A 25282-nucleotide genomic window follows, 5' to 3' on the forward strand; every position below is an offset into this window, starting at 1 on the left:
ATATAATTTTTCCTATTATAAACCAGTATTTAATTACAGCTAAAGTTAATTTCCATTAAAAAAGGTAAAAATAAATGCAATTAGACTAAAATCAACTAACTAACTCTTACTTAAGGACTCCTCTAGATATAACTATTCTTTGAATCTCGGAGGTTCCCTCATATATCTGAGTAATTTTTGCATCTCTCATAAGTCGCTCCACATGGTATTCTTTTACATATCCATAGCCACCGTGCACCTGAACCGCCTCAACGGTCACACTCATGGCAACTTCTGATGCATAAAGCTTTGCCATAGCAGAGGCGTGGGAATAATCCTGACCTTGATCTTTCAACCAAGCAGCTTTATAAACCAACATTCTTGCTGCCTCTATTTGCGTAGCCATATCTGCTAATTTGAACTGGATCGCCTGATGCTGACTAATTGGTTTACCAAACGCCTTTCTTTCTTTAGAATAAGCCAATGCTAGTTCATAAGCTCCAACAGCTATCCCTAAAGCTTGTGCGGCGATCCCAATTCGACCTCCATTTAAAGTCTCCATAGCGTAGGTAAAACCGAAACCTTCTTCCCCTATTCTGTTTTCAACTGGGACTTTGACATCAGTAAACATTAACGAATGGGTATCGCTTCCTCGTATTCCGAGCTTATCCTCTTTTTTGCCAACGACAAATCCTTCCCACTCTTTTTCTACTATAAAACAAGAGATTCCTTTGTGCCCTTTGCTTGCATCAGTCTGAGCAATAACAAGATAAATCGAGGCCGATGAACCATTGGTAATCCAGTTCTTGGTGCCATTTAGGATATAAAAATCCCCTTCTTTTTTTGCTTCTGTTCGTTGAGAGGTGGCATCTGACCCAGCCTCTGGTTCTGAAAGGCAAAAGGCCCCAAGCACCTCACCAGTTGCTAATCTCTTTAGATATTTTTCTTTTTGAGATTCAGTGCCATACTTTTCTAATCCCCAACAAACCAATGAATTGTTGACAGACATACAAACGGAGGCAGAGGCATCAATTTTTGAAAGTTCCTCCATGGCCAAAACGTAAGAAACGGTATCCATTCCTCCACCATTGTAGGCTGGATCTACCATCATGCCCATAAATCCCAGCTCTCCCATTTTTTGGACCTGTTCTTTTGGAAATTTGGCTTCAGAATCTCTTTCTATTACTCCAGGTAAAAGCTCTGTTTTAGCAAATTCTCTAGCTGCTTCTTGTACAGCCAGATGTTCTTCTGTCAATTGAAAATTCATGGGAAATAAATGGGTTTATTACTTTTTGGGAATTTAGGCTAAAAATAAAAAAGGGGCAAAAACTTGCCCCTTTCCGAATTTTATTTTGATTTGAATCAATCTCGATTTCCAAAGAAAACAAATATGTAGTAAGCTAAAGTAGCTAATGATGCAAGCGCAGCAACTACATAAGTCATTGCCGCCCAAGTAAGAGCGTCTTTTGACATTGCATATTCGGAGGAAGTAACGATGTTTCTATTTTTCACCCAAGCCAATGCCCTATTTGAAGCATCAAATTCTACAGGCAAGGTTACCAAAGTAAACAAGGTCATAATTCCATATGCTCCTACTACTATGTACCCGATGAATTCATAAGGTAATCCTAAAGCAAAACCCCCAAACAAGGAAGCTATTAAGACAATGTTCAATATTTTTCCAGAAACATTCTGAAGTGGAACAAGCTTAGATCTAAGGTTCAACCAAGCATACTGGGTTGCATGTTGAACTGCATGACCACATTCGTGTGAAGCAACAGCAGCAGCTGCGGCATTCCTTCCATAATATACATCTGGACTCAAATTGACCGTTTTATTGGCTGGATTGTAGTGATCTGTCAATTGACCTTCTACAGATACTACCTGAACATCATGGATATTATTGTCAGCCAACATCAATTTGGCGATTTCAGCACCCGAAAGATTTGCTTCCAAGGCCGTTTGAGAGTATTTGCGGAATTTACTCTTCAGTTTGCTACTGACTACCATGCCAGCGATAGCAAATACGACTACGATAAGTATTAATAGCATAATTATAAAGTTTGCAGGGATGAATACGAAGTTAGGCTTTGTTAGGTTTATTCCCAACCTGCTTTTGCATCATAACAAGCCAGCTAACCAATCCTCCCACTAGCACCAAAATCATCTGCGTTCCATGAATGATAGCGGCAAAGATTTTCCCGTCTTGTTCTGATATCCCCAATTGTATCAAAATAAAGGCCACCAGTGCATGAAAGGTACCGATACCGCCTTGAACAGGTGCAATCATGCCAATACTTCCCATTACCATTACCAAAAGGACCTCTCCAGGAGACAAATTGGCAGTACTCTGGATTCCCAAGGAAACAGTATACATAGTCAAAAAGTAAATCACCCAAATCACAATGGAACTAATCCAAAACCCTGCTGGATTTTTCAATTTTGAGATGCCTTTGATTCCGCCATACATTTCTCTTAAGAAATGTTGGATTTTTTGAATGAAACCATGATCCCTAAATCTTTTAAGAAGGAAATAAATCACTAAAGCAAAAATCAACCCTCCACCAATTAATATTGGAAGATTCCGAAGCGCCATTTCGCCTAGACTTTCCAGATTCACCAATTGATTAGCCAGGCTTACAAACAACTGGTTTTCCACCACAAATGCCAAAAAAATCGTAGCCATCATAAAGACTAGATCTATTGTCCTTTCTATGATGACTGTTCCCAATAAATGGCCAACAGATTGTCCATTGGTACGATTTAGTATGCCGCATCGGGCAACTTCTCCAGCTCTTGGTATTAGCAAATTTGCCAAATAACCTACCATCACAGCATGGTAAGCATCAGCGGTTGTCACTTTCCTTCCCTCTGATTCGGTGATCAATAAAGTCCATCTCCATCCACGCAACCAATAGCCTCCTAATGCGATCAGCATAGACAAACCAATCCATGACCAATTACTTGACAAGACTTGATCTACTAAACTCTCCAGTTCAATGTCTTTGTATAAAAACCAAAAAATCCAGATTGCAATCGCTAATGAGATCACAATCTGGATTGTCTGTTTAATTCTTGGTTGGATCATCAAATCAATTTATTGTGATCATCTGGAAATATAACAATAGGCTTGAATTTTTTTGCTTCTTCGAATTCCATTCCTGCATAAGAAATGATAATTACAATGTCTCCAACGGAAGCTTTTCTAGCGGCAGGACCATTAAGGCAAATCTGTCCACTTCCTCTTTCTCCCTTAATTACATAGGTCTCCAAGCGCTCTCCGTTGTTTACATTGACGATTTGGACCTTTTCATTTTCTATCAGATTGGCAGCATCCATCAAATCTTCATCGATGGTAATGGACCCTACATAGTGCAACTCCGCCTGGGTAATTTTCACCCGGTGGATTTTGGACTTCATGATTTGAATTTGCATTGGCTTAGTTTTTCCGGCCGCGAAATTAAGAATTTATTGGAAGGTTATCTATTAATCTCACGTCTCCTATATACGCTGCGACACAAATAGAAGATTTCTTTGTGGGATCAAACTCTTTGAATATTTCAAACTTATCAGTTTCCACCAATTCAAAGTATTCCAAATCAGCACCTTCCAACTCTTCAAAATTTCGGGTTATTATTTGCTTGACATCTAACCAGTTTTGACCCTTTTCAAGTTCCTTCTTTGCAAAAACCAGTGAATCATGGAGAATAAGAGCCTTTTTCCTCTGTTCTGGATTCAATCTTCTATTTCTGGAAGACATTGCTAGTCCATCTTCCTCGCGACGAGTTGGTACCAGTCTTAGCTCCAAAGGAAAGGACAAATCATTTACCAAGCTTCTAATAATTGCTACCTGCTGAAGGTCCTTTTGACCAAAAAATGCAATATCTGGACTAATTGAATGAAATAGTTTAGATACAATGATTCCAACTCCATTAAAATGTCCTGGACGAAATGCTCCTTCCAGAATCCTTTCTAAATCACCAAAGTCAAATTGAAGCTTTGTAGGTAAAGGATACATCGTCTCCACTGATGGTACAAAAACGTAGTCGACACCTGCCTTTTCCAATAATTCGAGATCAGCATCCAATGTATTGGGATACTTATCAAAATCCTCTTTATTATTGAATTGAGTGGGATTTACGAAGATGGAAACTACAGCAACATCTGCATTTTTGATGCATTGATCCACTAAATCAAGATGTCCTTGATGTAGGGCCCCCATAGTAGGGACTAATCCGATGGTTTTCGGGGCTTGAAGTAATTGGAGCCTGATTTCTCTCCATTCGACTCCTGTGTGGAATACCTTCACTGGCTAGGGCAATACTTAGGGGAAATTGCCGCAAAAGTAGATTAATATTCAGAAAAACAATGCTTTTCGGCCTTTTTTTATTATCTTTGCGTCGTTGTTTATCACTTTACATTAAAAAACTATAGTATGTCTAAATTACGTATCCTCTACGTTGCCAGTGAAATCAACCCTTTTCTCCAAACTTCAGAAGTAGCCAATTTCTTACGAACCCTTCCTCAAGCCATGCAAGAGCGCGGTATGGAAATCCGTATTTTGGTACCTCGGTTTGGGCTCATCAACGAGCGCAAAAACCGTCTTCATGAGGTAGTGAGACTTTCAGGAATTAACATTGCCGTCGGCGAAGAAGAAAAGCCATTGGTGATCAAAGTTGCTTCTATTCCAAATGCAAAGCTTCAAGTATACTTCATTGACAACGAGGATTACTTCCAGAGAAAGAGTGTTTTCCACGATAAGCAGCAAAAATTCTACGAAGACAATGACGAAAGAGCCATCTTCTTCTGTAAAGGCGTTATTGAAACCGTAAAAAAACTTGGCTGGGCTCCAGATATCGTTCACTGTAACGACTGGATGACTTCATTAATTCCAATGTATCTAAAGACGACTTACAAGAATGAGCCGTTATTTAAGGATACAAAATCAGTATTTGCTATCTACAACAACGGATTTTCTCATACCTTTGGCGACGATTTGTTAAACAAGGTTAAGATGGTGGACATAGATGACACTATTTTAGCACCTTTGGAAAGCAAAGACTTCGAAGGCTTTATTCGCATGGGCATGGAATATGCCGATCTGATAGTGAAAGGCGGAGAAGTTTCGGATGAATTAAACAAACTAATCGAGGATTTCTCAAAAGACAAGAAGTTTGAAATCAGTATTGAAGAAGAAGAACAAGCTCACGAAGAGCTTTACGGCATTTATACAAACCTCGCAGGCTAAGCTAGCCAGCTTGGCCCTCTTGTCCCTAATAGTAACAAGTTCATGTTCTGATCCATCTTCCGTAGGTCTCGAATTAGACCCAGGAAACAACCAAGTCGGTGTTTTCTTTGTCAATTTCGAACTTCCTGCGGAAGTTGTTTTATTAGACTCATTCAACACTACCAATCAGGATATTTTGGTAGTCGGAAATGAAGAAGACTCCTATTTCGGAAAGACAACTAGCACTGGGTATACTAGGATGCATTTTAGCACTTCAGCTACAAAGCCTGAAAGCACTGCTATACTTGATTCGGTAATGTTTGATCTAAGTTTTGTCAGCATCAATGGGCAAAATCTGGATGAAGCCAAGACCTATTCCATCCATCAGCTCACTGAACAAATTCAAGACACAGTTTATTACAACTTCGACAAAATCCCTTTTGAAGAGACTCCGTTTGCTTCCACTGAGATCACTTTTGGAGAAGTAAAGGACACTATCAATACATTTCATGTTGAAGAGGAATTCGGCTTAGATTTGTTTGATAAGCTTAAAAGAAGTAGTGTTTTTGATAATATTTTCACATTTAGAGAATATTTCCCTGGTATTGCTGTTCAAGCCAAAGAAGGAGACAATTCAACTGCAGGAATAGAAACTGGTGCTGATACTAAACTTTCTTTCTTTTACCATTATGAAGGAGACACTGTAGCTACATCCTTTGAAATTACGACCTCTTCTTCCAGAAATTTCAACGGAATAGAAAGCGATAGAACAGGAACCCCAACAGAGGTTGTTCAAGAACTAAATAAATCTTACGAAACAGGAAGTTTAGTAGGAATGAAAGCAGGTCTTGGTATGGCTATTCGACTTGACACTTCCCCACTTGATGCATTTCTAGATACTCTTTCTGGAGTAGTATTCAAGCAAGCAAATCTTTTGGTTGGAGAAATCGAGGAGGTCCCTGAAGGTCAAAATTCCACTCCTGCATTTGTAGCCTATTTTGTAGATGCAAATAATAAAATCTTAAGAAGGGCCAGCGATGGAGGAAGGCTGACTGTTCAAAGAGATGGACAGCCCCAAACCGAATTGGTAGATGATGTCGAAGAGCCAACTTACCTTGGGTATGCAACGGGAACTCTCGATTCTGAAACAGGCATCTATACAATGGGCGTAACATCACATATCAATGCATTGTTTAGAAATGAACTGACTAGAAAAGATTGGATGCTATATGGAGGATACGTTTCTACTGTATCTTCAGATGAATTCAAACGATCACTTCGACAACTAAAAGTTGGGACTGATAAAATTGAAATCCAAGCAATCTATTCCAAGATTCAATAATTAGATTTTAAAAAAGAATAAACAACCCGCTTTCGAATTTTAAGAAAGCGGGTTGTTTTTTTTGGCACGAAAGGTGTTTATTTGTGAAAGTTAATTTTCACAACAAGAATTTTTCAATATGTGCGGAATCGTAGCCTATGTAGGCCAGCAAGAAGCTTTACCAATTATTATCAAAGGACTCAAAAGACTAGAGTATAGGGGATACGATAGTGCTGGAGTAGCCTTACTAGACCAAAGAGGACTTAGCATATACAAAAAGAAAGGAAAAGTTTCAGAATTGGAGAAGCACCTTTCTTCTCAAGGAGATGTCAATTCTACAATTGGAATTGGCCATACCCGATGGGCAACTCATGGAGAACCAAACGACGTTAATGCCCATCCTCATTATTCCTCTTCTGAGAAGCTTGCGATGATTCACAATGGAATCATTGAAAACTATGAAGTGCTTAAAAAAGATCTGATTCAAAAAGGTTATTCTTTCCAATCAGAAACTGACACCGAAGTTTTCATCAAATTTATTGAGGACATTCAACTCAATAATCAATGTTCCTTGGAGGAAGCTCTCAGATTAGCTCTCCATAAAGTAGTTGGGGCATATGCAATAGTTTTAATAAATAAAGAGGAACCCAATACACTTATTGCTGCAAGAAAAGGATCTCCTTTAGTAATTGGAGTTGGAGAGGAAGAGTATTTTTTAGCTTCTGATGCGACACCAATTATCGAATACACCAATAAAGTTGTCTACCTCGATGATTATGAGATCGCAGTAATCAGAAATAACCGCTTACAAGTACGAACGATTGAGAATGTAGAAACAAATCCATATATCAATCAATTGGAAATGGAATTGGAAGCGATAGAAAAAGGCGGTTATGAGCACTTTATGCTTAAGGAAATCTATGAGCAGCCCAAATCCATTGCAGACTGTTTGAGAGGAAGATTAGATGCCAAATCCGGCAGATTGGTGCTGGGAGGATTGCGGGATTATATGAACAAATTCCAAAATGCTGAGCGGATTATCATTACTGCCTGTGGGACATCCTGGCACGCTGGATTAGTAGCTGAATATCTTTTTGAAGAATTTGCCAGAGTTCCAGTGGAAGTAGAATATGCATCTGAGTTTCGCTATCGAAATCCAGTGATCAATGAAAAAGATTTCGTAATTGCTATATCTCAATCTGGAGAAACGGCAGATACTTTGGCAGCTATTGAGCTCGCCAAATCCCGAGGAGCTACCATATTTGGCGTGTGTAATGTCGTAGGTTCATCGATTCCAAGAGCAACTCATGCAGGATCATACACCCATGCAGGACCTGAAATCGGTGTAGCGTCTACCAAAGCATTTACAGCACAAATATCTGTTTTGGCCATGATGGCCTTGAAATTGGGCTATCAAAGAGGCACTCTTCCAGAAAACAAATACATTCAGCTGTTGCATGAACTGGCCGCAATCCCCTCTAAGGTTGAAACGGCTTTAAAGTCAAATCAACAGGTTGAATACATTGCTTCCGAATATAAAGACGTAAGAAACGCTTTGTATTTAGGAAGAGGTTATAATTTTCCTGTTGCTTTGGAAGGGGCTTTGAAGCTCAAAGAAATTTCATACATCCATGCAGAGGGGTATCCGGCTGCAGAGATGAAACATGGGCCTATTGCCTTGATAGATGAAGAAATGCCGGTAATTTTCATCGCTACTCAAGACAGTTCCTATGAGAAGGTGGTGTCAAATATCCAAGAAGTAAAAGCACGAAAAGGAAAAGTTATAGCTGTAGTAACAGAGGGAGATACTCAAGTAAAAGAAATGGCCGACCATGTCATTGAAATCCCAGAAACACATGAGGCTTTTGCTCCTTTAGTAGCTGTAATTCCTTTACAATTACTCTCTTACCATATCGCAGTCATGAGAGGTTGCAATGTCGATCAGCCAAGGAATTTGGCCAAATCTGTAACTGTGGAATAAACCTAGATTAGGCTGTCAAATTTTGGCAGCCTTTTTTTATTCACATTCACCTTCAGTCCAGGATAGGAGGCCAGCGTTCGCGGCATTACAGGAATTTCCATAAGTCTTCCCGTCACATCCACAGACAGGCTGATAAACTTCAAAACAACCATCATCTGAAACTTTATCGGGGTCAAAACAATCATTTTTCCCTAAATCTTCATCATTACAGCTATTAGCAATGAAGATCAAAAGTGAAAAGCCTGTGAATTTCAAGAATTTCATAAATGAAGAACGACAATAAAAAATAGATTGCTACTCAACTCTTCAGGTGCAGGACACAATTTTATTTCTAAATTGTTCTTTTTACTTAAAGAAATCCCAATCAAAACATGAAAGTCTTCTATTTACTTCTATTCAGCTTTTTTCTTCTTTTCAATTTTCAGGATAAAAAACCAAAATGGGTTGCAATTGGAGATTCTATCACCTATTTGAACGATCATAAAGACGAGACAGGAAATCGGGTGACAAAAGGATACCTATCACTTATTGGAGGGGAGTTTCCAGAATTGGAAATAGTCAACAAAGGCTACAATGGGTGGACTGCAGTGGCAATTGCAGAAAAATTCGCTGATTTGGATATTCCTGAGGCTGATATTTATACAATTTTTCTGGGAACGAACGATTGGTGGGGAAGCAAGCCATTAGGAACTTTTGAGGACTATAAAAATGCAACCGGCACAACTACGGTAAATGGGGCATTTAGAACTATATTGGACAATATTCAATCCCTCAATCCTAAAGCAAAAATTGTCTTGATCACTCCAATGAAGCGGGTAGACTTTGTCTATATCAACAACTACAAGAACAATGCTTTTGGCTCCTATAAGGTAAAAAATGATCAGGATTTGGAAGACTTTGCAAAAGCAATTAAAAAAATCGGAAAGAAAGAAAAGATCCCAGTCATAGATCTTTACCATCACAAGGATATGGATTTTCCGGAGCTTGTGAACTTTAAAAGATTAAAAAATCCAGAATCCGGAAGTTATCAAAATTATCCATACCCTGATTTTATCGATATTCCCTTTGACCCAGAAAATGACGAATACCCCTATCCAAAAGAAAGTATCAACGTGACTTTTGATGGGCTTCATCCCTCCGACAAAGGCTACCAAATCATCTTCGAAGCTTTGCTTCCGACATTCAAAGGATGGTTAGAAAAGTAGTTCAGAATCAAATATTCATATTAAAAGCATAGGATTGAAACCATGCTTTCCCCTCTGATGGAGAAATTTCCCTACTTTTGCGACAGCGAATAAAACTATGCTGGATAAATTACAAGCCCTCAAAGATAGATTTGAAGAAGTAGGTCAATTGATCATTTTGCCTGATTCCATGGCAGACATGAGCAAATATGCCAAGCTTACCAAAGAATACAAGGATTTGGAAAAGGTCGTTCAGGCCTATGACGAATACCTTTTAGTTCTTCAAAACATAGATAGCTCTAAGGAGATCTTGGAAAATGAAAAAGACCCAGATTTCCGAGAAATGGCAAAAATGGAGCTGGATGAACTGAGAGGCAGGAAAGTAACTTTGGAAGAAGAATTAAAGCAATTACTTATTCCTAAAGATCCAAATGATTCCAAAGACTGTATTCTTGAAATCAGAGGAGGAACTGGAGGAGACGAAGCCGCGATATTTGCAGGAGATTTATTCAGAATGTATGAGCGCTTCTGCGAAATGCAAGGGTGGAAGCTGACTGTTTTGGATTTGACCTTTGGATCTGCTGGTGGCTACAAAGAAATCATCGCCACTGTATCGGGAGCAGACGTCTATGGAATGCTAAAATATGAATCCGGTGTACATCGAGTTCAAAGGGTTCCCGCTACAGAATCTCAAGGGAGAGTTCATACTTCCGCAGCTTCGGTTGCAGTACTTCCAGAAATGGATGAGGTAGAAGTTCATTTGGACATGAATGACATCCGTAAGGACACTTATTGTTCATCAGGTCCTGGTGGTCAGTCTGTCAACACTACCTATTCAGCAGTTCGATTAACCCACAATCCAACTGGCTTGGTAGTCACCTGTCAGGATGAAAAGTCTCAAATCAAAAACTTTGAGAAAGCGCTGAAAGTACTTCGATCTAGATTGTATGAAATTGAGCTAGCCAAACACAACGAATCTGTGGGAGCGCAAAGAAGATCCATGGTTGGTAGTGGGGACCGTTCTGATAAGATCAGAACTTACAATTATCCTCAATCAAGAGTAACAGACCATCGAATCAACAAGACGGTCTATAACCTTCCCGAGGTAATGGATGGGCACATTGAGGAATTTATCTCCGCATTGAGACTAGCCGAGAACTTGGAAAAGATGCAAAGCTCAGGATTGGAAGATTAGGATCACCTTTTGCATAATTGTTTCGGGTTATTTGCAGAATGTGCATTTTGCCTATTATCTTGAGTAATTAACCGTTAAGTTTTTATGATCATCTCCGGAGAAAGAGATATTAACCTGGTCACTTGGAATGAGGCTCACTTTCATCAGCTTTATCCTTTGGCTAATAACCCAAAAATCGCAATGAATCTGCGGGATAGTTTTCCGCAGCCATATACTATTCATGATGCCCGTCATTGGATAGAACATAATCAGAAATTTAATCCTCCACACAATTTTGCCATCGAGTTTGAAGGAAAATTGGCGGGATCCATTGGTTGCGATCGAGGAAAGGATGAATTGCGAACCAACATGGAGCTTGGCTTTTGGGTTGGTGAGCCTTTTTGGGGCAAAGGAATAGCCACGGAGGCTGTAAAGCTATTTACTCAACATCTTTTGGATCGGTTTGATATTCAAAGAATCTATGCCCAAGTATATGATTTCAATGTGGAATCAATGAATGTACTTGAGAAAGCAGGCTATATTCCAGAAGCCATTTTGAAAAAGGCTTTTATAAAAAGAAATGTCGTAGGAGATATTTTCCAATATGTCAAAATCAAGGGAGAATCTTAATAAAAAAGGTGAGCGTTAAAACTCACCTTTTTTATTATTTCCAAATTCTTTCTTCCTATCCCTCAATCTGGTCCAAAGCCTGGGAAATATCCCAAATCAAATCTTCGAAATGCTCAACACCGATTGACAGGCGAACTAGGTTATCAGAAATACCAATTTCCATTCTATCTTTTTCATCCACATCGCTATGAGTCATTGTCGCGGGATGCTCGGCCAATGATTCCGTACTTCCCAAGGAAACTGCCAATTTGAATAGTTTTAGGCTATCTAGGAAGCGGAATGCCTCTTTTTCTCCTCCTTTTACATCAAATGAAACCATCGCTCCTGCACTAGTCAAATGACTTTTGAAAACCTGATATTGGGGGTCGCTTTCTGTCAAATGCCCCAAATAATATACTTTGGAAACTTTTGGGTGGTCTCTCAAAAAATCAGCAACTTTTTCTGCATTCAATGCCTGCTGACTCATTCTGACTTTGAGAGTCTCCAAACTTCTCATCAATAACCAACCAGTCCAGGGACCAGCCATATTTCCCAAGAAAGTTCGGAGTCTCCTCACTCTGGCCATCAAATCACTTTTCCCCAAAACTGCTCCAGCAATCAAATCCGAATGTCCACCAATATATTTTGTAGCAGAGTAAACAACCAAATCCGCTCCTAGCTCCAATGGGTGTTGCCAAAGTGGCCCCATATAGGTATTATCCACCACTACATAAACGGGGCTTTCAGGAGTACTTAGTTGATTAGCTACTTTTCTACATAAGGTTAAATCAAAAAGCGCATTTGTCGGGTTTGCAGGCGTTTCAACATAGATAACTTTAACATTTTTTCCTTTCGCAGCAATGAGTAGCTCCTCCTCAGTCATCGAATTCGTAAATCCAACACCCTTAATTTGGTATTGAGGCAAAAGCTTATTGATAAAATGATCAGTACCACCATATACCGGTTTGCTATACAACATTCCGTCTCCTGGCCTCAAAAACTCAAGAAGCACAGTAGAAATCGCAGACATCCCACTTTCAAAGACAGCGCATTCATCGGCTTTATCCCAAAGGGCAAGTCGCTCTTCCAAGATTTGGAGATCAGGATTATTCAGCCGAGAATAGATCAATCCCGGTTGCTCACCTGGATTCTTTTCTCGCTTTCCATAGGCCAACTCAAAAAAATCTTTTCCTTCCTGAGCTGATTTAAAGACAAAAGTAGAAGTTTGAAATATGGGGCATTTGACAGCACCTTCTGATAATTCAGGCTTATAGCCATGGGACATCATCAGACTTTCTGGGGCGAAAGATCTCATCATTATATTTGGGTTTAATTCCCCCAAATGATAGAATATTTTATCAAATTTTCAAATTGTTTTACCCAACAATCTTTTGATTGAAAATCAAATTCGAGATCATATTCTGATATATAGAAATATTACGTATATGATTCTTTATAAGCCAAATAAAATTTTGTTTTGGTCAATTGATTTGGCAATTAAAAATATACTATGCTGTGGAAAATTTTATAAAAAATTATTGAACAATGACCTTTTTGACTACGCTGCCTTTTTGACCCTCCAGCCGTAGGTAAAATACACCAGCTTTAAGGTTGCTGAATTCTATTTTCTTCTGGCCAGAACGAATATCAGATTGGAGTAAAACTTGACCAAATCCATTGATTAAAGAAGCTTCGCTCCATTGATCTAAAAATTCCGCTTCTACTACAAATCGTCCATGAGATGGGTTTGGATAGACTTTTAATCCTTCCAGATCAGGGCTAGGCTCTATGCCAGTGATCAAGCTTACTTTGACATTCAAATTACTTTCCGGACCATCATCACAGGAGTTTTGACTCTTTACCTGAAGTACATAATCTCCTTCCTCTTCCCAAACAACTTGAATGGAAGAGGTTCCTTGACCAGAAATGATAGTCCCTCCACCACTGAGCATCCATTGATAACCGATGCCTTCTTCCATTACTACTGAATAAACCTGCTCCCCAAATGCAACTAAAGATTCACCTTCAATTTCACTAGGTTGAGATGGAAGTGGAGTGATTGTTATTGGTAAAGAAATAGTCTCAGATTTACCGCAAGAATTTTCGGGAGTTACAGTAATAATACCTGAACCAGAAGTATTCCAAATGACTGTCATGTTTGCAGTACCTTGGCCATCTATTATTTCTCCACCATCTATTGTCCAAGAATAGCTAACCCCTTCCAGTTCAGGCATGGTATAAGTTTCCTCATTCCCCTGACAAACAATTCCATTTCCAGCAATAACTTCCTCCGGAGCAGGCATATCAGAAACAATTACCTCGATATAGGAGGTTTCTCCAGCCCCACAAAAATTTCTTCTATCTACAAAAACACCCCTTCGACCTACATCCTTCCAGTTTACCTCAATGGTATTCGTTCCCTGACCAGAAATAATATCCCCACCATCTACTCTCCAATTCAATTGCGTACCTGGAATTATGCCATCTGTTATGCTATATTTTTGAATCTCTAGACAGGACTGAGTTAAACCACTAATTTCGCTCAACACTCCTTCTGCTGGATTACAATTGTAAACAAGAATGCTTCCGTCATTCCCCGCGGCATATGCCATAGTAGGCGAAGTGGCGCTTACAGAGACCAAATCCCGGCTAGTACCACTTTCAATTTGAGTCCAAGAATTACCCCCATCTTTCGTTACTAAAGTAATTCCCCCTACTCCTGATACGAAACCATATTTTTCATCAAAAAAATCGACTGATAATAAATCTTGAGCAGTCCCAGAATCAATAACTTCAAAAGACTTAGCCATATCGTCTGTTTTGACGATAATTCCATTATCTCCAACCATTACAGCACTAAAGCCACTCACCTTAGCTAAAGCATTGAAATTTTCGCTTGTTAAGCTTTCAACTTTTTCCCAATTGGTACCACCATATGAGTATAGTATCTCACCATTCGAACCAATAGCTATGCCTTCTGCATAATCAAAAAACATTAAATCCTTCAGATCATTTGGGGTAGCACTATCTATGTTCAAATCCCATGTAACACCTGAATCTGAGGATCTAGTGATAAAACCTCCTGTTCCAGCCAAATAAAGAACAGATGGAGCAAAAAGATAAAAACCGTCCACCCTTTCATTGGTATTAATACTAAAATCACCCCAGTCCACTCCCGAATTACTGGTTCTATAAATTTTTCCAGCAGGTCCGGAAACATAACCAAAGCTGGTATTCCAAAAATCAATTGCAGCAATATCAATTTCTTCAGGGATTGGTCGACTTACAAAAGACTGTCCATAATTTGTAGTAATAAGAAACTGGCCTTTTTGACCTGCTACGAAACCAATTCTATCACTTTTAAAATCAATTGCGGAAAAATCATTTCTATATCCAGCCAGCTTCTGCGAAAACGAAGAGCCAGCATTTGATGAAGAAATACCATAACCATCAACCCCAACTCCGAAAACTTGATTTGTTTGGCCAACAAAACTTATTTCTCTTAAGCCTCGAGAGTTTGTAGCACCAAGATTTATTTTCGAAAAACTTACCCCAGCATTTCCTGACTTTATTATTGTTGCTGTTTCTCCTGCTGCTACTAGAATTGAGGAGTTCAATTTCGAAAGAGAAAGTGAATTGAGATCACTAACAACCCCAGTTACCAAACTTTGCCAAGTCTCACCTCCATCTACTGTCTTAATTGCAATCCCACCTTCACCCACCGCATAACCAATCAAATCGGATGAAAATTGGATATCATTTAAGTCTGTACTAATTCCCGAATTCAGCTTTTCCCAGGTATCCCCTCCATTATAACTTCTCAGGATAGTTCCTTTTTCTCCAGAAGAATAAACCGTGTCTTGATTGAGGAAATTAATTGAATTTAAGCCCTCATTTACACCACTTTCAACTTTTTGCCAAGAACTCCCATCATCAATCGATTGATAGATATCACCACTTTTACCTACCATTAGCCACTTGGCATTTCCGTTATAAGCGATATCCTTCCAATTAAAATCACCGCTAAGAGAAATAGAATTCCAAGAAGCCCCTCCATCCTGAGTTTGCAGAATTAAAGAATTCTCTCCAACTGCAATTCCTGAATCGGCATCTTCAAATTGTAGTCCCTGAATTCTTCCTTCAAATTCAATTGGTAACTCTTGCCAGCTTTGGCCATAGTCCGATGTCTTAATGAGGAGGTTTTCACCTCCAGCAAAAGCGACACTGTCATTGACCCAAACTATAGCTTCTAAATCCAAGCCCCAGCTTTGAAGACGCGTCCAAGTTTGTCCAAATGTTCCTAAGGGGATCAAAAAGAAAAGGCTAAAAAGAATCGAAAGCTTTCGCATGAGATGTTTTGTAGATAAACAAAAATAAGTCATTTCCCTTCTTCTCAAAGAATTAAAGAAGGTCCCATGGAAAATCTAAAAGCATACAATTCTTCCTTCATGAAAAATTGGGTAATTTTATCCTAATCAACCAAGCCCTCTTATGAAACGGTTAACAATTCTTGCTCTTCTACCTATTTTATTTTCTTGCGGATCTGGAGAAAGGGTTTCCAAGGAAGTTTTTGAAGAAGTCAATAACTCGATGGAGGTAAAGAAACTTAGTGATGCCGAAATCCTGGCTTCAGCATTAGAATGGGGAGACAGCATAAGTGCAAAAGCTCAAGCTGAACTTATTTCCAACCTCCAAAAAGCAATTGAAGAAAAGGGAATTCCAGGTGCCGTAGAATTTTGTAGCACTGAAGCAATGTCAATAAAAGAAACCTTAGGATCTGAGTATGGAGTTACTATCAAACGTGTTTCTAATGCATATCGAAATCCAAATGACAAACCTGACGAGATGGAAAGTAGAATTTTGGAGACATACGATTACGATGTAGAAAATCAGATCAAGCCAACTCCAAATATTCAATCTATAGATGGAGGTAAGATATTATTATATAGTAAGGCCATTGTCATACCCGGAGGCCTTTGTTTAAACTGTCACGGAGAGCCCAATAAGGAGATCAATTCGGAGACTCTTACCAAAATAGACTCAATCTATCCCAATGATTTGGCGAAGAACCATAAAGTGGGAGATTTAAGAGGAATGTGGGCAATCTATATTCCTAAAAGTGTAGTGGTGAAGAAATTGTGATTTTTTGTACGTTTTCGATACATAATCTTGTACAAAAACTGCCTATCCAAATAAAGGAGGGAACATTAGGACTTTTACCCTAGACCCCGTCATCTCATCATATCAAAAATGCATTTGATCAAAAATTGGCTATTTTTTTCCAAATTTTTCTAAATAATGACAAAATACAGTCAGCTTCTGTTAAGATTCAGCAAGACTTTTAAGTCAAAAAAATAGACGTTTAGGGGTTAAATAAATCAATTACTAACCCAAAAGCCTGTCTATGAGGAATCTCGACAAACTTAAGCTGTTTGGCTTAACCTTTTTGCTATGTCTTGGCACGATGGCCGCGACAATGGCCCAGACCCGGGAGGTGTCTGGAGTAGTTATTTCAGGGGAAGATAATTTCCCACTTCCAGGAGTATCCATCCTGGTCAAAGGTACCACTACAGGTACTGTAACGGATGTCGATGGTAATTTTAATATTACTGTCAATACTGACAATCCAGTTTTAGTCTTTTCTTTTATCGGATTTATGACCCAAGAAGTCGAAGTAGGTGCCAGAACTACTTTAGACATTACCTTGGCACCCGACACCAAATCTTTGGAAGAGGTCGTTGTGGTAGGTTATGGTGAACAGAAAAAAGAAACCATTACTGGATCAGTAGCAACGGTGAAAGGTAAAGAGCTGACCAAATCTCCAGCAATGAACCTTTCTAACTCAATCGCGGGTCGTATGGCCGGGGTTGTTGCTGTGAACCGTAGCGGTGAACCAGGATATGATGATTCTGGAATCCGTATTCGCGGTAGCAACACCTTAGGAAACAACGATGCATTGGTGGTAATCGACGGAATCCCTGCAAGAGCGGGTGGCCTTTCTCGATTAAATCCAAATGACATCGAAAGCATCTCCGTATTGAAAGATGCTTCTGCAGCGATTTATGGTTCACGTGCAGCAAATGGTGTAATCCTTGTTACCACCAAAAGAGGTAGCACTGGAAAACCAGAATTGACTTTCCAGATGAACCAAGGTTGGGCACAACCAACCGTAATCCCTAAGTTGGCAAATGCCTCTCAGTATGCTGAGATGTTAAATGATTTGGATATCTACGCTCTACCAGTTAATGAGTGGGATGCAGCAAACCAGGCTTACAAGCAATCAGGAGTTTATACTAGACCTGACGGCCAAGTAAGAAATGCCCCTTACACACCTGAAGAATTAGAACTTTATAAGAATGGTTCTGATCCATGGTTCTATCCAAACACCGATTGGTATGGAGAAACATTGAAAACTTGGTCTCCACAGAGCAGATACAACCTTCAGTTGGTAGGTGGTAGTGAAAACGTGAAGTATTTGACTTCCTTGGGTTACCAAAACCAAGATGCATACTATAAGAATGCTGCAACTGGTTATAAGCAGTATGACTTTAGAATAAACTTGGATGCTAACATCAACGAATATGTGAAAGTCGGATTAGGTATTTTGGCAAGAGAAGAATATAGATTCTTCCCTACCAGAGGCGCCGGAGCAATTTTCCGTATGCAAATGAGAGGTAAGCCAAATCAGCCTGCATATTGGCCAAATGGTCTTCCAGGACCAGATATCGAAAATGGTGAAAACCCTGTAGTTATCACAACTAACGCTACTGGATATGATCGAGATAAAAGAGATTATATCCAAACAACAGGTAACCTCGAGATAAAAATTCCTGGAGTAGAAGGCTTGAAATTCACTGGTACCGCTGCGATTGATAAGTATATCAGATATACTAAAAGATGGCAGATTCCTTGGACTCTATATGAGTTAGGAAATGGATTCGAAGCAGATGGTGTAACCCCTGTTTTAGTAGGTAACCAAAGAGGTCCATCTGAACCACAATTGAATGAGTATACGAGTCAACAATTGAATATCCTTTTGGGAGGTGTGTTCAACTATGACAAGACTATTAATGAAGATCATACCATCAACATAGTGGCGGGTGTTAACCGCGAAACTATTGAAGGAAATGATTTCAGTGCTTACAGAAGATTCTTTATCTCTACAGCGATTGATCAAATGTTTGCAGGTGGTGATTTGCAGAAGGACAATGGTGGTGGAGCATTCAACAGAGCTCGATTGAACTACTTTGGTAGAGTTGCTTATAACTACAAAGAGAAATATCTGGCAGAATTCCTTTGGAGATATGATGGTTCTTACATCTTCCCTGAGGATACTCGATTTGGTTTCTTCCCGGGCTTGATGTTGGGTTGGGTTGCGTCTGAGGAAGGTTTCTGGAAGAACTCAGGCATAGGCCAAACTTTTGATTTCTTTAAAATCAGAGGTTCTTGGGGTCAGCTAGGTAACGATCAAATCGGTGAATTCCAGTATTTGTCTACCTATGGATTCAGCTCTTATATTATAGGAGGGGCAGAAACCAAGACCCTATATGAAACAAGAATCCCTAACAGAGCTATTACTTGGGAAGTTGCAAACAACTCCAACTTAGGTTTTGAAGGTCAGTTCAAACAAGGTAAAATCTTTTTCGAGTTTGACCTTTTCTACAATAAGAGAACAAATATCTTGTGGCAAAGAAATGCCTCAATTCCTCAAAGTACAGGTCTTTCACTACCTGCCGAAAACATCGGTGAAGTGGAAAACAAAGGTTTCGATTTGAATCTAGGCTACCGTGGTGGCAAAGGAGAATTCCAGTATTCTATCAGTGCAAATGGTGGATATGCGAAAAACCAAATCTTGTTCTGGGATGAATCTCCGGGAGCTCCAGATTGGCAAAAATCTACCGGTTCTCCAATGAATACATTCTTAGTATATCAATATGACGGGGTATTTAGAGATCAGCAGGAAATTGATGCCGAAACTTTGGACTATTCTGCTGTAACTGGTAACCTAAGACCAGGTGACATGAGATACAAGGATTATGATGGAGATGGAAAAATCACTCCTGATGACCGAGTAAGAATGGATCAAAACAATATTCCTACGTTCCAAGGTGGATTGAACTTCAATGCAAACTGGAAAGGATTCGACTTATCTATCTTATTCCAAGGTGCACTAGGGGCAAGACAATATGTAAGTGCTGGTGAATCTGGAAATATCGGTAACTATTTGTTGGATTTCTATGAAAACAGATGGACTATCGACAATCCAAGTTCTACTGATCCTAGAATTGCAAACAGATCTGATCAGTGGTATTCTAATGGAAACACCTATTGGTTTAGAAAAACAGACTATTTGAGATTGAAAAACCTGGAAATTGGATATAACCTTCCAGCACATATCACTCAAAAGGTGGGAATCCAAAATGCAAGATTCTATGTAAACGGATTGAATTTGATCACTTGGGATAAGCTAAAAGTGTATGATCCAGAAAGTAGTAATTCTACTGGACAGTATTATCCTCAAGCGAGAGTAATCAACACTGGTCTTTCTGTTTCATTCTAAAAATTGATAACATGAAAAATAACCTAAAAAATATAATTGCGGCTTTGACCATGGGATTAGTTATGGCCAGCTGTAATAACGATTTCTTGAATGTTGATCCTTTAGGGGAAATATCTGAATCTGCTGTTTGGTCTGATCCTGCATTGGCTGAAGCATTTGTAACGGGTATATACCAAGGATTTGGAAACGGTGGATTTGACGAGCAAATGCTTGCTTCTTTGACGGATGAATCAATGTTCACTCACCCAGGCCGTGGAATTACTACAATCACAGAGGCTAGATCAAACCCTGCTGATATTGGATGGGTAAATAACACCATCGCATGGGGAAATATGTATTCTTATATCCGTCGAGCAAATATTGCTATCGCCAACTTAAGTGATACCGAAATCCAAGATCAAGCTATTGTAGATAGATTGATGGGTGAAGCCAAGTTTATGAGAGCTTATTACTATCAGCAATTAGCAAGATACTACGGCGGTGTCCCTTTGGTAGACAGACCATATGAGTTAGGTGAGGAAACTTATGAAGCTCCAAGAAATACATGGGAGGAGACTGTAGATTTTATCGTTTCTGACTTAGATGACGCAGCTAGCCTTCTAGCAGGAAAGTCTATGGCAGCAGGTAGAGCAACTGAATTGGCTGCTTTAGCTTTGAAATCAAGAATTCTATTGTATGCTGCTAGTGATTTGCACGATGCACCTACCGCTCAAGGCAACTCTTCTGTTTTAGCAGGATATTCTAACATCGAATTGGTAGCATATACAAGCGGAAGTCAAACTGAAAGATGGCAAAAAGCCCAAGCTGCTGCCAAAGCAGTTTTGGACAAAGCGACTGGTGCTAATTACGGACTTTCTGCTCCAGTTTCTCAAGAAGAAGGTATCCAAAACTATATTAATACTTCCCTTTCCAGAAATGGTGGTGAAGCTGATTTGATCTTAGGTAGATACTTCATCAGTGCAAAAAGAGAAAATGGCGGACGTCAAGGCTTGTTCAATGGTCCAAATGGTTATAACAACTGGGCTGGTAATACTCCAGTGCAATTGCTAGTTGATGACTATCAAATGATGGATGGTTCTGATTTTGACTGGAACAATCCTGAGCATGCTGCAGCTCCTTATGAAAACAGAGAAGCAAGATTCTATGCTTCATTCTTGTACGAAGGTGCTCAGTGGAAGCCAAGATCAACAGCAAATCAAGCAAAAGATCCACTAGGTCAAATCCAAACTGGTACTTATGAAGTAAATCCTGGAGGTACTGTTCAAACTCACTTTGGATTGGATACCAGAAACTCTTCCATAGAAGACTGGAATGGTAGCTATACTGGATATTACATGAGAAAATTCATCGATCCAGATCCAGCAATTGTTGATCAAAATACTTGGCAGGAAGTTCCATGGCCAGTATTGAGATACACGGAGGCTGTATTGAACTATGTTGAAGCTTCTATTGAGCTTGGACAAGAAGATGAAGCTAGAAACTGGTTGAATCAAATCAGATACCGTGTTGCGCTTCCAGCGATTACAGCTACTGGAGCTGAATTGGTTGAAGCATATCGCAATGAAAGACGTGTGGAAATGGCTTATGAGGAGCAAAGATATCATGATGCAAGACGTTGGATGATCGCTGCCGAAACTTTGGGCAGAAAAGCCAACATCATCAGCATCACCGGTACCTTGAAGCCAGGTGCTAGCGTTTCTATCTACAGACACGATCCTGAGGTTTACGATTACGATTATTCTGTATTCCCTATTGACCCAGGAAAAGAAAACCGTACTTGGTTGGATAAAATGTACTTCATTCCAATTCACCGAGATGAGATAAACCGAAACTCAAACCTAATCCAGAACCCTGGATTCGATTAAGTTTCTTAAATTTCCAGGCTGCTCAAATTGGGCAGCCTGGATTTTAATATTGCCATGAAGAGAATATTAACACTAATCACCCCAATAACCCTTTCATTTTTTTTTTCCTGTAATACCTCTCAGGAACCAGAAGAAATAAAACCAGAGCTCAAAGACCCATTATTTCTGAAGATTGAACCTCAAGCATCTGGAATAACTTTTCAAAATAACTTAGAAGAGTCCCTCAACCTCAATGTACTCATGTATGAATATCTCTATAATGGTGGCGGTGTCGCTATTGGAGATATCAACAATGATGGTTTAGATGATATTTATTTCTCTGCAAACGTCAGCGGAAATAAATTATATCTCAACGAAGGGAACCTTAAATTCAAAGATATTACCGATCAAGCTCAGGTAGCTGGAATCCCCGGTCCATGGAATACCGGAACCGTTATGGCAGATGTCAATGGCGATGGATTACTAGACATTTACCTCTGCCGATCAGGAGCATTACCACCCGAAAAGAGAAAAAACCTCCTGTTCATCAATCAGGGAAGTAATGAACAGGGAATTCCGAAATTTGAAGAAAAAGGAGCAGAATTTGGATTGGATTCAAATGCTCCTAGTACCTCAGCAAGCTTTTTTGACTATGATCTTGATGGGGACTTGGATCTGTTTTTACTCAATCACAATACCAAGTCCATCCAAAATCAAAACGTCTCAGTGACTCAAAAACTGATGACTGAAAGACATGAAGCCGGGTCTCAGCTTTTCGAAAATCAAAATGGAAAATTCGTAGAAGTCACTGACAAAGCCGGTATTTCAAGTTCCATGTTTTCATATGGTTTGGGAATTTCTACTGCAGATATCAATCAAGATGGATGGCCTGACATCTACATAGGAAATGATTACTCTATCCCTGATTTCCTATACATCAATCAAAAAAACGGAACCTTCAAAGATGAACTTTCCGAAAGGCTAGGACACATTTCCAATTTCTCAATGGGAAATGATCTGGTCGATGTAAACAATGACGGCTTGGTGGATATTTTCACCTTGGATATGCTTCCAGAGGACAATGAAAGACAAAAGCTTTTGCTTGCTCCCGACAATTTTGAAATGTTCCAGCTCAATGTAGATAGAGGATGGCATCATCAATACATGAGAAATATGCTCCATGTCAATGATGGCACAGGCACCTTCTCAGAAGTCGGCCAGTTCTCAGGCATTTCTAATACAGATTGGAGCTGGTCGGCACTTTTCGCAGATCTAGACAATGACGGCCTGAAGGACCTGTTCATTACCAATGGATATATGAGGGATTACAACAATCAGGACTTCCTCAATTACATGGATAACTATGTGAGAACTTCTGGTGGAAAACTCAAAAGAGAGGATCTCTTGAATTTGGTGAAGTCTATGCCGTCTACAGAATTGAATAATTATGTCTACAAAAACCTAGGCAATCTTCAGTTCGAAAATGAGGTCAAAAACTGGGGGTTTGATCAGCCATCTAATAGCCATGGAGCTGCCTATGCTGATTTGGATTTAGATGGCGATTTAGATTTAGTCATCAACAACGTAAATGCCCCCGCAGGAGTTTACGAGAATAAAAGCAATGAAAAATCAACTGCTAATTACCTCAAGCTGAAGCTCAAAGGCGAAAAGAAAAATCCATTTGCTATCGGAACCCAAATCAAGGTTTTTGCGAAGGGAACTGTCCAATATCTAGAGCAAAACCCTTTCAGGGGATATCAATCTTCAGTCAGCCCAACACTTTTGGTCGGACTTGGAAGCATTCTAAAAGTAGACTCAATTGAGGTTTTTTGGCCAGGAGGTCCTAAAAAGTCAATCAAAGATATTTCTTCAAACCAGACTTTAGAAATTAGCCCTGAAACAGGTGAGAATTTGAATCCAAAGGCTAATTCTATCAAATCCCTCCTTTCTGAAAAAACAATCATCAATTTACCACTAGCAAAAGCTAGCAACGACTACAAACGCCAACCTTTGATGCTTCACCCGGTTTCAAACCAAGGGAAAGCAATGGTTTCAGAAGATTTTAATAAGGATGGAAAATTGGATTTGTTTGTAGGTGGAGAAGCTGGTGTTTCTGGCTCAATCTATTTTCAATCCGCAAATGGAAGCTTTTCTAACGGAAAATCAACAGCATTTACATCCTTTGTCAACCAGGCTGACACGGACGCCATAAGCTTTGATGCAAATGGCAATGGCAATTCTGATTTGCTTGTTGTGACTGGAGGACTATATGATTTTTATCCTGATTCAAAGGCTTGGACTGCCCACTTATATCTGAATAATGGCTCAGGGAATCTTCAAGAGAAGTCAAATGCTTTCCCAAGCTTTAGCCAGCCGGCTTCCTCAGTCATTAATTTGGATTATGACCAAGACGGTGATCAGGATATCATCATTGGTTTTAGACAAGTTCCTGATCAATATCCTAGTTCTAAAGGAATTCAAGTTTGGGAGAATGATGGAGACGGAAACTTCTCCGTTAGTTCTACAAATCAGTCTTGGATGGAAGATCTGGGAATGATCACAGATATCATTTCTGCCGATTTATCAGGAATTGGAAAATCTGAAGTTGTTGTTGTCGGAGAAAGCACCCCAATCACCGTCCTTTCATTTGAGTCTGGATCTTGGAAAAACGTTTCATCAACCTATTTCGAAAGACCCATGGTAGGGCTCTGGAATCAAGTAGAAGCCAGCGATTGGGATGGTGATGGAAAAATGGAGCTTTTGGTAGGCAACTTGGGATTGAACACCCAATTGAAAGCTAGCTTTGAGCGACCAATGGAATTGCTTTTCAAAGATTTCGATAACAACGGTACCATTGATCCGATTTTTGGCTACTACATTGGAGGTAAAAAATACCCACTTGCCAGTAGAAATGAATTAATTGCACAAATACCAATTCAAAAGAAGAAATACTTGGATTTTAAAATTTATTCTCAAACCCCTTTTGATCAGTTATTTACCCCAGAAGAAAGATCTGGAGCATCAAGTATTCAGATCAATGAGCTAGAAACAGTTTATTTAGCACAGGACGCATCAGGTATTTACCGCAAAAAAAATCTTCCTATGGAAGCCCAATTTTTTCCAGTATATAGCTCATTGGCTCTAGATATCAATAAAGATGGAAATCTTGATATGATTCTAGGAGGAAATCTTGGTTTTGGGAAGCTCAGTCTTGGAAAGTATGATGCTGGAAAAGGTCTTCTCCTTTTAGGTGATGGAAATGGAAATTTTGAGACTGTGGCCTATCAAAAATCTGGAATTCAAATAAATGGAGATATTAGAAAAACACTTCAAATCAATGATCAACTTCTTTTCTTGGTAAAAGATAAAGGCGTTTACATCTATCAATAATCAATTTTCAGTT

Annotated in this window: 18 protein-coding genes; 10 read left to right on the top strand and 8 right to left on the bottom strand. The window is 39.4% G+C overall.

The window, feature by feature from the left end:
- Positions 1 to 106: 106 nt before the first annotated feature.
- From O0V13_RS01645 to panC, 5 genes are all read right to left on the bottom strand, one after another.
- A complete protein-coding gene (locus tag O0V13_RS01645) occupies positions 107 to 1246 on the bottom strand; it encodes an acyl-CoA dehydrogenase (protein WP_268033251.1) in 1140 nt (379 codons plus the stop codon).
- Between the two features lie 95 nt (positions 1247 to 1341).
- Positions 1342 to 2031 carry a zinc metallopeptidase gene (locus tag O0V13_RS01650; RefSeq protein WP_073571361.1) on the bottom strand — a complete coding sequence of 230 codons (690 nt, stop codon included), beginning with the start codon at positions 2029 to 2031 and terminating at the stop codon, positions 1342 to 1344.
- 31 nt (positions 2032 to 2062) lie between these two features.
- Positions 2063 to 3067 carry a lysylphosphatidylglycerol synthase transmembrane domain-containing protein gene (locus tag O0V13_RS01655; protein WP_268033252.1) on the bottom strand — a complete coding sequence of 335 codons (1005 nt, stop codon included), beginning with the start codon at positions 3065 to 3067 and terminating at the stop codon, positions 2063 to 2065.
- The gene (gene panD, locus O0V13_RS01660) at positions 3067 to 3414 is read right to left on the bottom strand and encodes an aspartate 1-decarboxylase (RefSeq protein ID WP_268033253.1); all 348 of its coding nucleotides are present in this window, start codon (positions 3412 to 3414) and stop codon (positions 3067 to 3069) included. The genes O0V13_RS01655 and panD overlap by 1 nt, the downstream gene beginning before the upstream one ends.
- Before the next feature lie 25 nt (positions 3415 to 3439).
- Positions 3440 to 4288: a pantoate--beta-alanine ligase gene (panC, locus tag O0V13_RS01665; RefSeq protein WP_268033254.1), complete on the bottom strand. Its 849-nt coding sequence runs from the start codon at positions 4286 to 4288 to the stop codon at positions 3440 to 3442.
- Positions 4289 to 4414: 126 nt separating this feature from the next.
- Here panC and O0V13_RS01670 point away from each other — a divergent pair, with 126 nt between their 5' ends.
- The 3 genes from O0V13_RS01670 to glmS all read left to right on the top strand — a co-directional run bounded on the left by O0V13_RS01670 (position 4415) and on the right by glmS (position 8508).
- The gene (locus O0V13_RS01670) at positions 4415 to 5227 is read left to right on the top strand and encodes a glycogen/starch synthase (RefSeq protein ID WP_268033255.1); all 813 of its coding nucleotides are present in this window, start codon (positions 4415 to 4417) and stop codon (positions 5225 to 5227) included.
- Positions 5228 to 5246: 19 nt separating this feature from the next.
- The gene (locus tag O0V13_RS01675) at positions 5247 to 6548 is read left to right on the top strand and encodes a DUF4270 family protein (RefSeq protein ID WP_268033256.1); all 1302 of its coding nucleotides are present in this window, start codon (positions 5247 to 5249) and stop codon (positions 6546 to 6548) included.
- Between the two features lie 118 nt (positions 6549 to 6666).
- A complete protein-coding gene (gene glmS / locus O0V13_RS01680; protein WP_268033257.1) occupies positions 6667 to 8508 on the top strand; it encodes a glutamine--fructose-6-phosphate transaminase (isomerizing) in 1842 nt (613 codons plus the stop codon).
- 36 nt (positions 8509 to 8544) lie between these two features.
- Here glmS and O0V13_RS01685 read toward each other — a convergent pair whose 3' ends face one another.
- Positions 8545 to 8772 carry a Kazal-type serine protease inhibitor domain-containing protein gene (locus tag O0V13_RS01685; protein ID WP_268033258.1) on the bottom strand — a complete coding sequence of 76 codons (228 nt, stop codon included), beginning with the start codon at positions 8770 to 8772 and terminating at the stop codon, positions 8545 to 8547.
- A 107-nt stretch (positions 8773 to 8879) separates the two neighbouring features.
- Here O0V13_RS01685 and O0V13_RS01690 point away from each other — a divergent pair, with 107 nt between their 5' ends.
- The 3 genes from O0V13_RS01690 (at position 8880) to O0V13_RS01700 (ending at position 11496) form a co-directional block, all read left to right on the top strand.
- Positions 8880 to 9713: an SGNH/GDSL hydrolase family protein gene (locus O0V13_RS01690; RefSeq protein ID WP_268033259.1), complete on the top strand. Its 834-nt coding sequence runs from the start codon at positions 8880 to 8882 to the stop codon at positions 9711 to 9713.
- A 97-nt stretch (positions 9714 to 9810) separates the two neighbouring features.
- Positions 9811 to 10887 carry a peptide chain release factor 1 gene (prfA, locus tag O0V13_RS01695; RefSeq protein ID WP_268033260.1) on the top strand — a complete coding sequence of 359 codons (1077 nt, stop codon included), beginning with the start codon at positions 9811 to 9813 and terminating at the stop codon, positions 10885 to 10887.
- A gap of 84 nt (positions 10888 to 10971) precedes the next feature.
- A complete protein-coding gene (locus O0V13_RS01700) occupies positions 10972 to 11496 on the top strand; it encodes a GNAT family N-acetyltransferase (protein WP_268033261.1) in 525 nt (174 codons plus the stop codon).
- Positions 11497 to 11551: 55 nt separating this feature from the next.
- Here the strand turns inward: O0V13_RS01700 and O0V13_RS01705 are convergent, their stop codons facing one another.
- The gene (locus tag O0V13_RS01705) at positions 11552 to 12793 is read right to left on the bottom strand and encodes a cystathionine gamma-synthase family protein (protein ID WP_268033262.1); all 1242 of its coding nucleotides are present in this window, start codon (positions 12791 to 12793) and stop codon (positions 11552 to 11554) included.
- A gap of 217 nt (positions 12794 to 13010) precedes the next feature.
- A complete protein-coding gene (locus tag O0V13_RS01710; protein ID WP_268033263.1) occupies positions 13011 to 15824 on the bottom strand; it encodes a YCF48-related protein in 2814 nt (937 codons plus the stop codon).
- A gap of 142 nt (positions 15825 to 15966) precedes the next feature.
- Here O0V13_RS01710 and O0V13_RS01715 point away from each other — a divergent pair, with 142 nt between their 5' ends.
- The 4 genes from O0V13_RS01715 to O0V13_RS01730 all read left to right on the top strand — a co-directional run bounded on the left by O0V13_RS01715 (position 15967) and on the right by O0V13_RS01730 (position 25269).
- Positions 15967 to 16617 carry a Tll0287-like domain-containing protein gene (locus O0V13_RS01715; RefSeq protein ID WP_268033264.1) on the top strand — a complete coding sequence of 217 codons (651 nt, stop codon included), beginning with the start codon at positions 15967 to 15969 and terminating at the stop codon, positions 16615 to 16617.
- Positions 16618 to 16879: 262 nt separating this feature from the next.
- Complete coding sequence (locus O0V13_RS01720) at positions 16880 to 20035, top strand: SusC/RagA family TonB-linked outer membrane protein (protein ID WP_268033265.1); 3156 nt, start codon at positions 16880 to 16882, stop codon at positions 20033 to 20035.
- 11 nt (positions 20036 to 20046) lie between these two features.
- A complete protein-coding gene (locus O0V13_RS01725) occupies positions 20047 to 21900 on the top strand; it encodes a RagB/SusD family nutrient uptake outer membrane protein (protein ID WP_268033266.1) in 1854 nt (617 codons plus the stop codon).
- Positions 21901 to 21954: 54 nt separating this feature from the next.
- Positions 21955 to 25269 (top strand): VCBS repeat-containing protein, encoded by a 3315-nt coding sequence (locus O0V13_RS01730; protein ID WP_268033267.1) that lies wholly within the window; start codon positions 21955 to 21957, stop codon positions 25267 to 25269.
- Positions 25270 to 25282 lie beyond the last annotated feature (13 nt).

The organism is Algoriphagus sp. PAP.12 (assembly GCF_026652115.1).
Lineage (GTDB): Bacteria > Bacteroidota > Bacteroidia > Cytophagales > Cyclobacteriaceae > Algoriphagus.

Coding starts and splice junctions, on each gene's coding strand:
- O0V13_RS01650 (WP_073571361.1), bottom strand. CDS start 2,031: ATGCTATTAATACTTATCGTAGTCGTATTTGCTATCGCTGGCATGGTA.
- O0V13_RS01705 (WP_268033262.1), bottom strand. CDS start 12,793: ATGATGAGATCTTTCGCCCCAGAAAGTCTGATGATGTCCCATGGCTAT.
- O0V13_RS01730 (WP_268033267.1), top strand. CDS start 21,955: ATGAAGAGAATATTAACACTAATCACCCCAATAACCCTTTCATTTTTT.
- O0V13_RS01720 (WP_268033265.1), top strand. CDS start 16,880: ATGAGGAATCTCGACAAACTTAAGCTGTTTGGCTTAACCTTTTTGCTA.
- O0V13_RS01710 (WP_268033263.1), bottom strand. CDS start 15,824: ATGCGAAAGCTTTCGATTCTTTTTAGCCTTTTCTTTTTGATCCCCTTA.
- O0V13_RS01655 (WP_268033252.1), bottom strand. CDS start 3,067: ATGATCCAACCAAGAATTAAACAGACAATCCAGATTGTGATCTCATTA.
- O0V13_RS01645 (WP_268033251.1), bottom strand. CDS start 1,246: ATGAATTTTCAATTGACAGAAGAACATCTGGCTGTACAAGAAGCAGCT.
- O0V13_RS01670 (WP_268033255.1), top strand. CDS start 4,415: ATGTCTAAATTACGTATCCTCTACGTTGCCAGTGAAATCAACCCTTTT.
- O0V13_RS01715 (WP_268033264.1), top strand. CDS start 15,967: ATGAAACGGTTAACAATTCTTGCTCTTCTACCTATTTTATTTTCTTGC.
- O0V13_RS01725 (WP_268033266.1), top strand. CDS start 20,047: ATGAAAAATAACCTAAAAAATATAATTGCGGCTTTGACCATGGGATTA.
- O0V13_RS01700 (WP_268033261.1), top strand. CDS start 10,972: ATGATCATCTCCGGAGAAAGAGATATTAACCTGGTCACTTGGAATGAG.
- O0V13_RS01685 (WP_268033258.1), bottom strand. CDS start 8,772: ATGAAATTCTTGAAATTCACAGGCTTTTCACTTTTGATCTTCATTGCT.
- panD (WP_268033253.1), bottom strand. CDS start 3,414: ATGCAAATTCAAATCATGAAGTCCAAAATCCACCGGGTGAAAATTACC.
- prfA (WP_268033260.1), top strand. CDS start 9,811: ATGCTGGATAAATTACAAGCCCTCAAAGATAGATTTGAAGAAGTAGGT.
- glmS (WP_268033257.1), top strand. CDS start 6,667: ATGTGCGGAATCGTAGCCTATGTAGGCCAGCAAGAAGCTTTACCAATT.
- O0V13_RS01690 (WP_268033259.1), top strand. CDS start 8,880: ATGAAAGTCTTCTATTTACTTCTATTCAGCTTTTTTCTTCTTTTCAAT.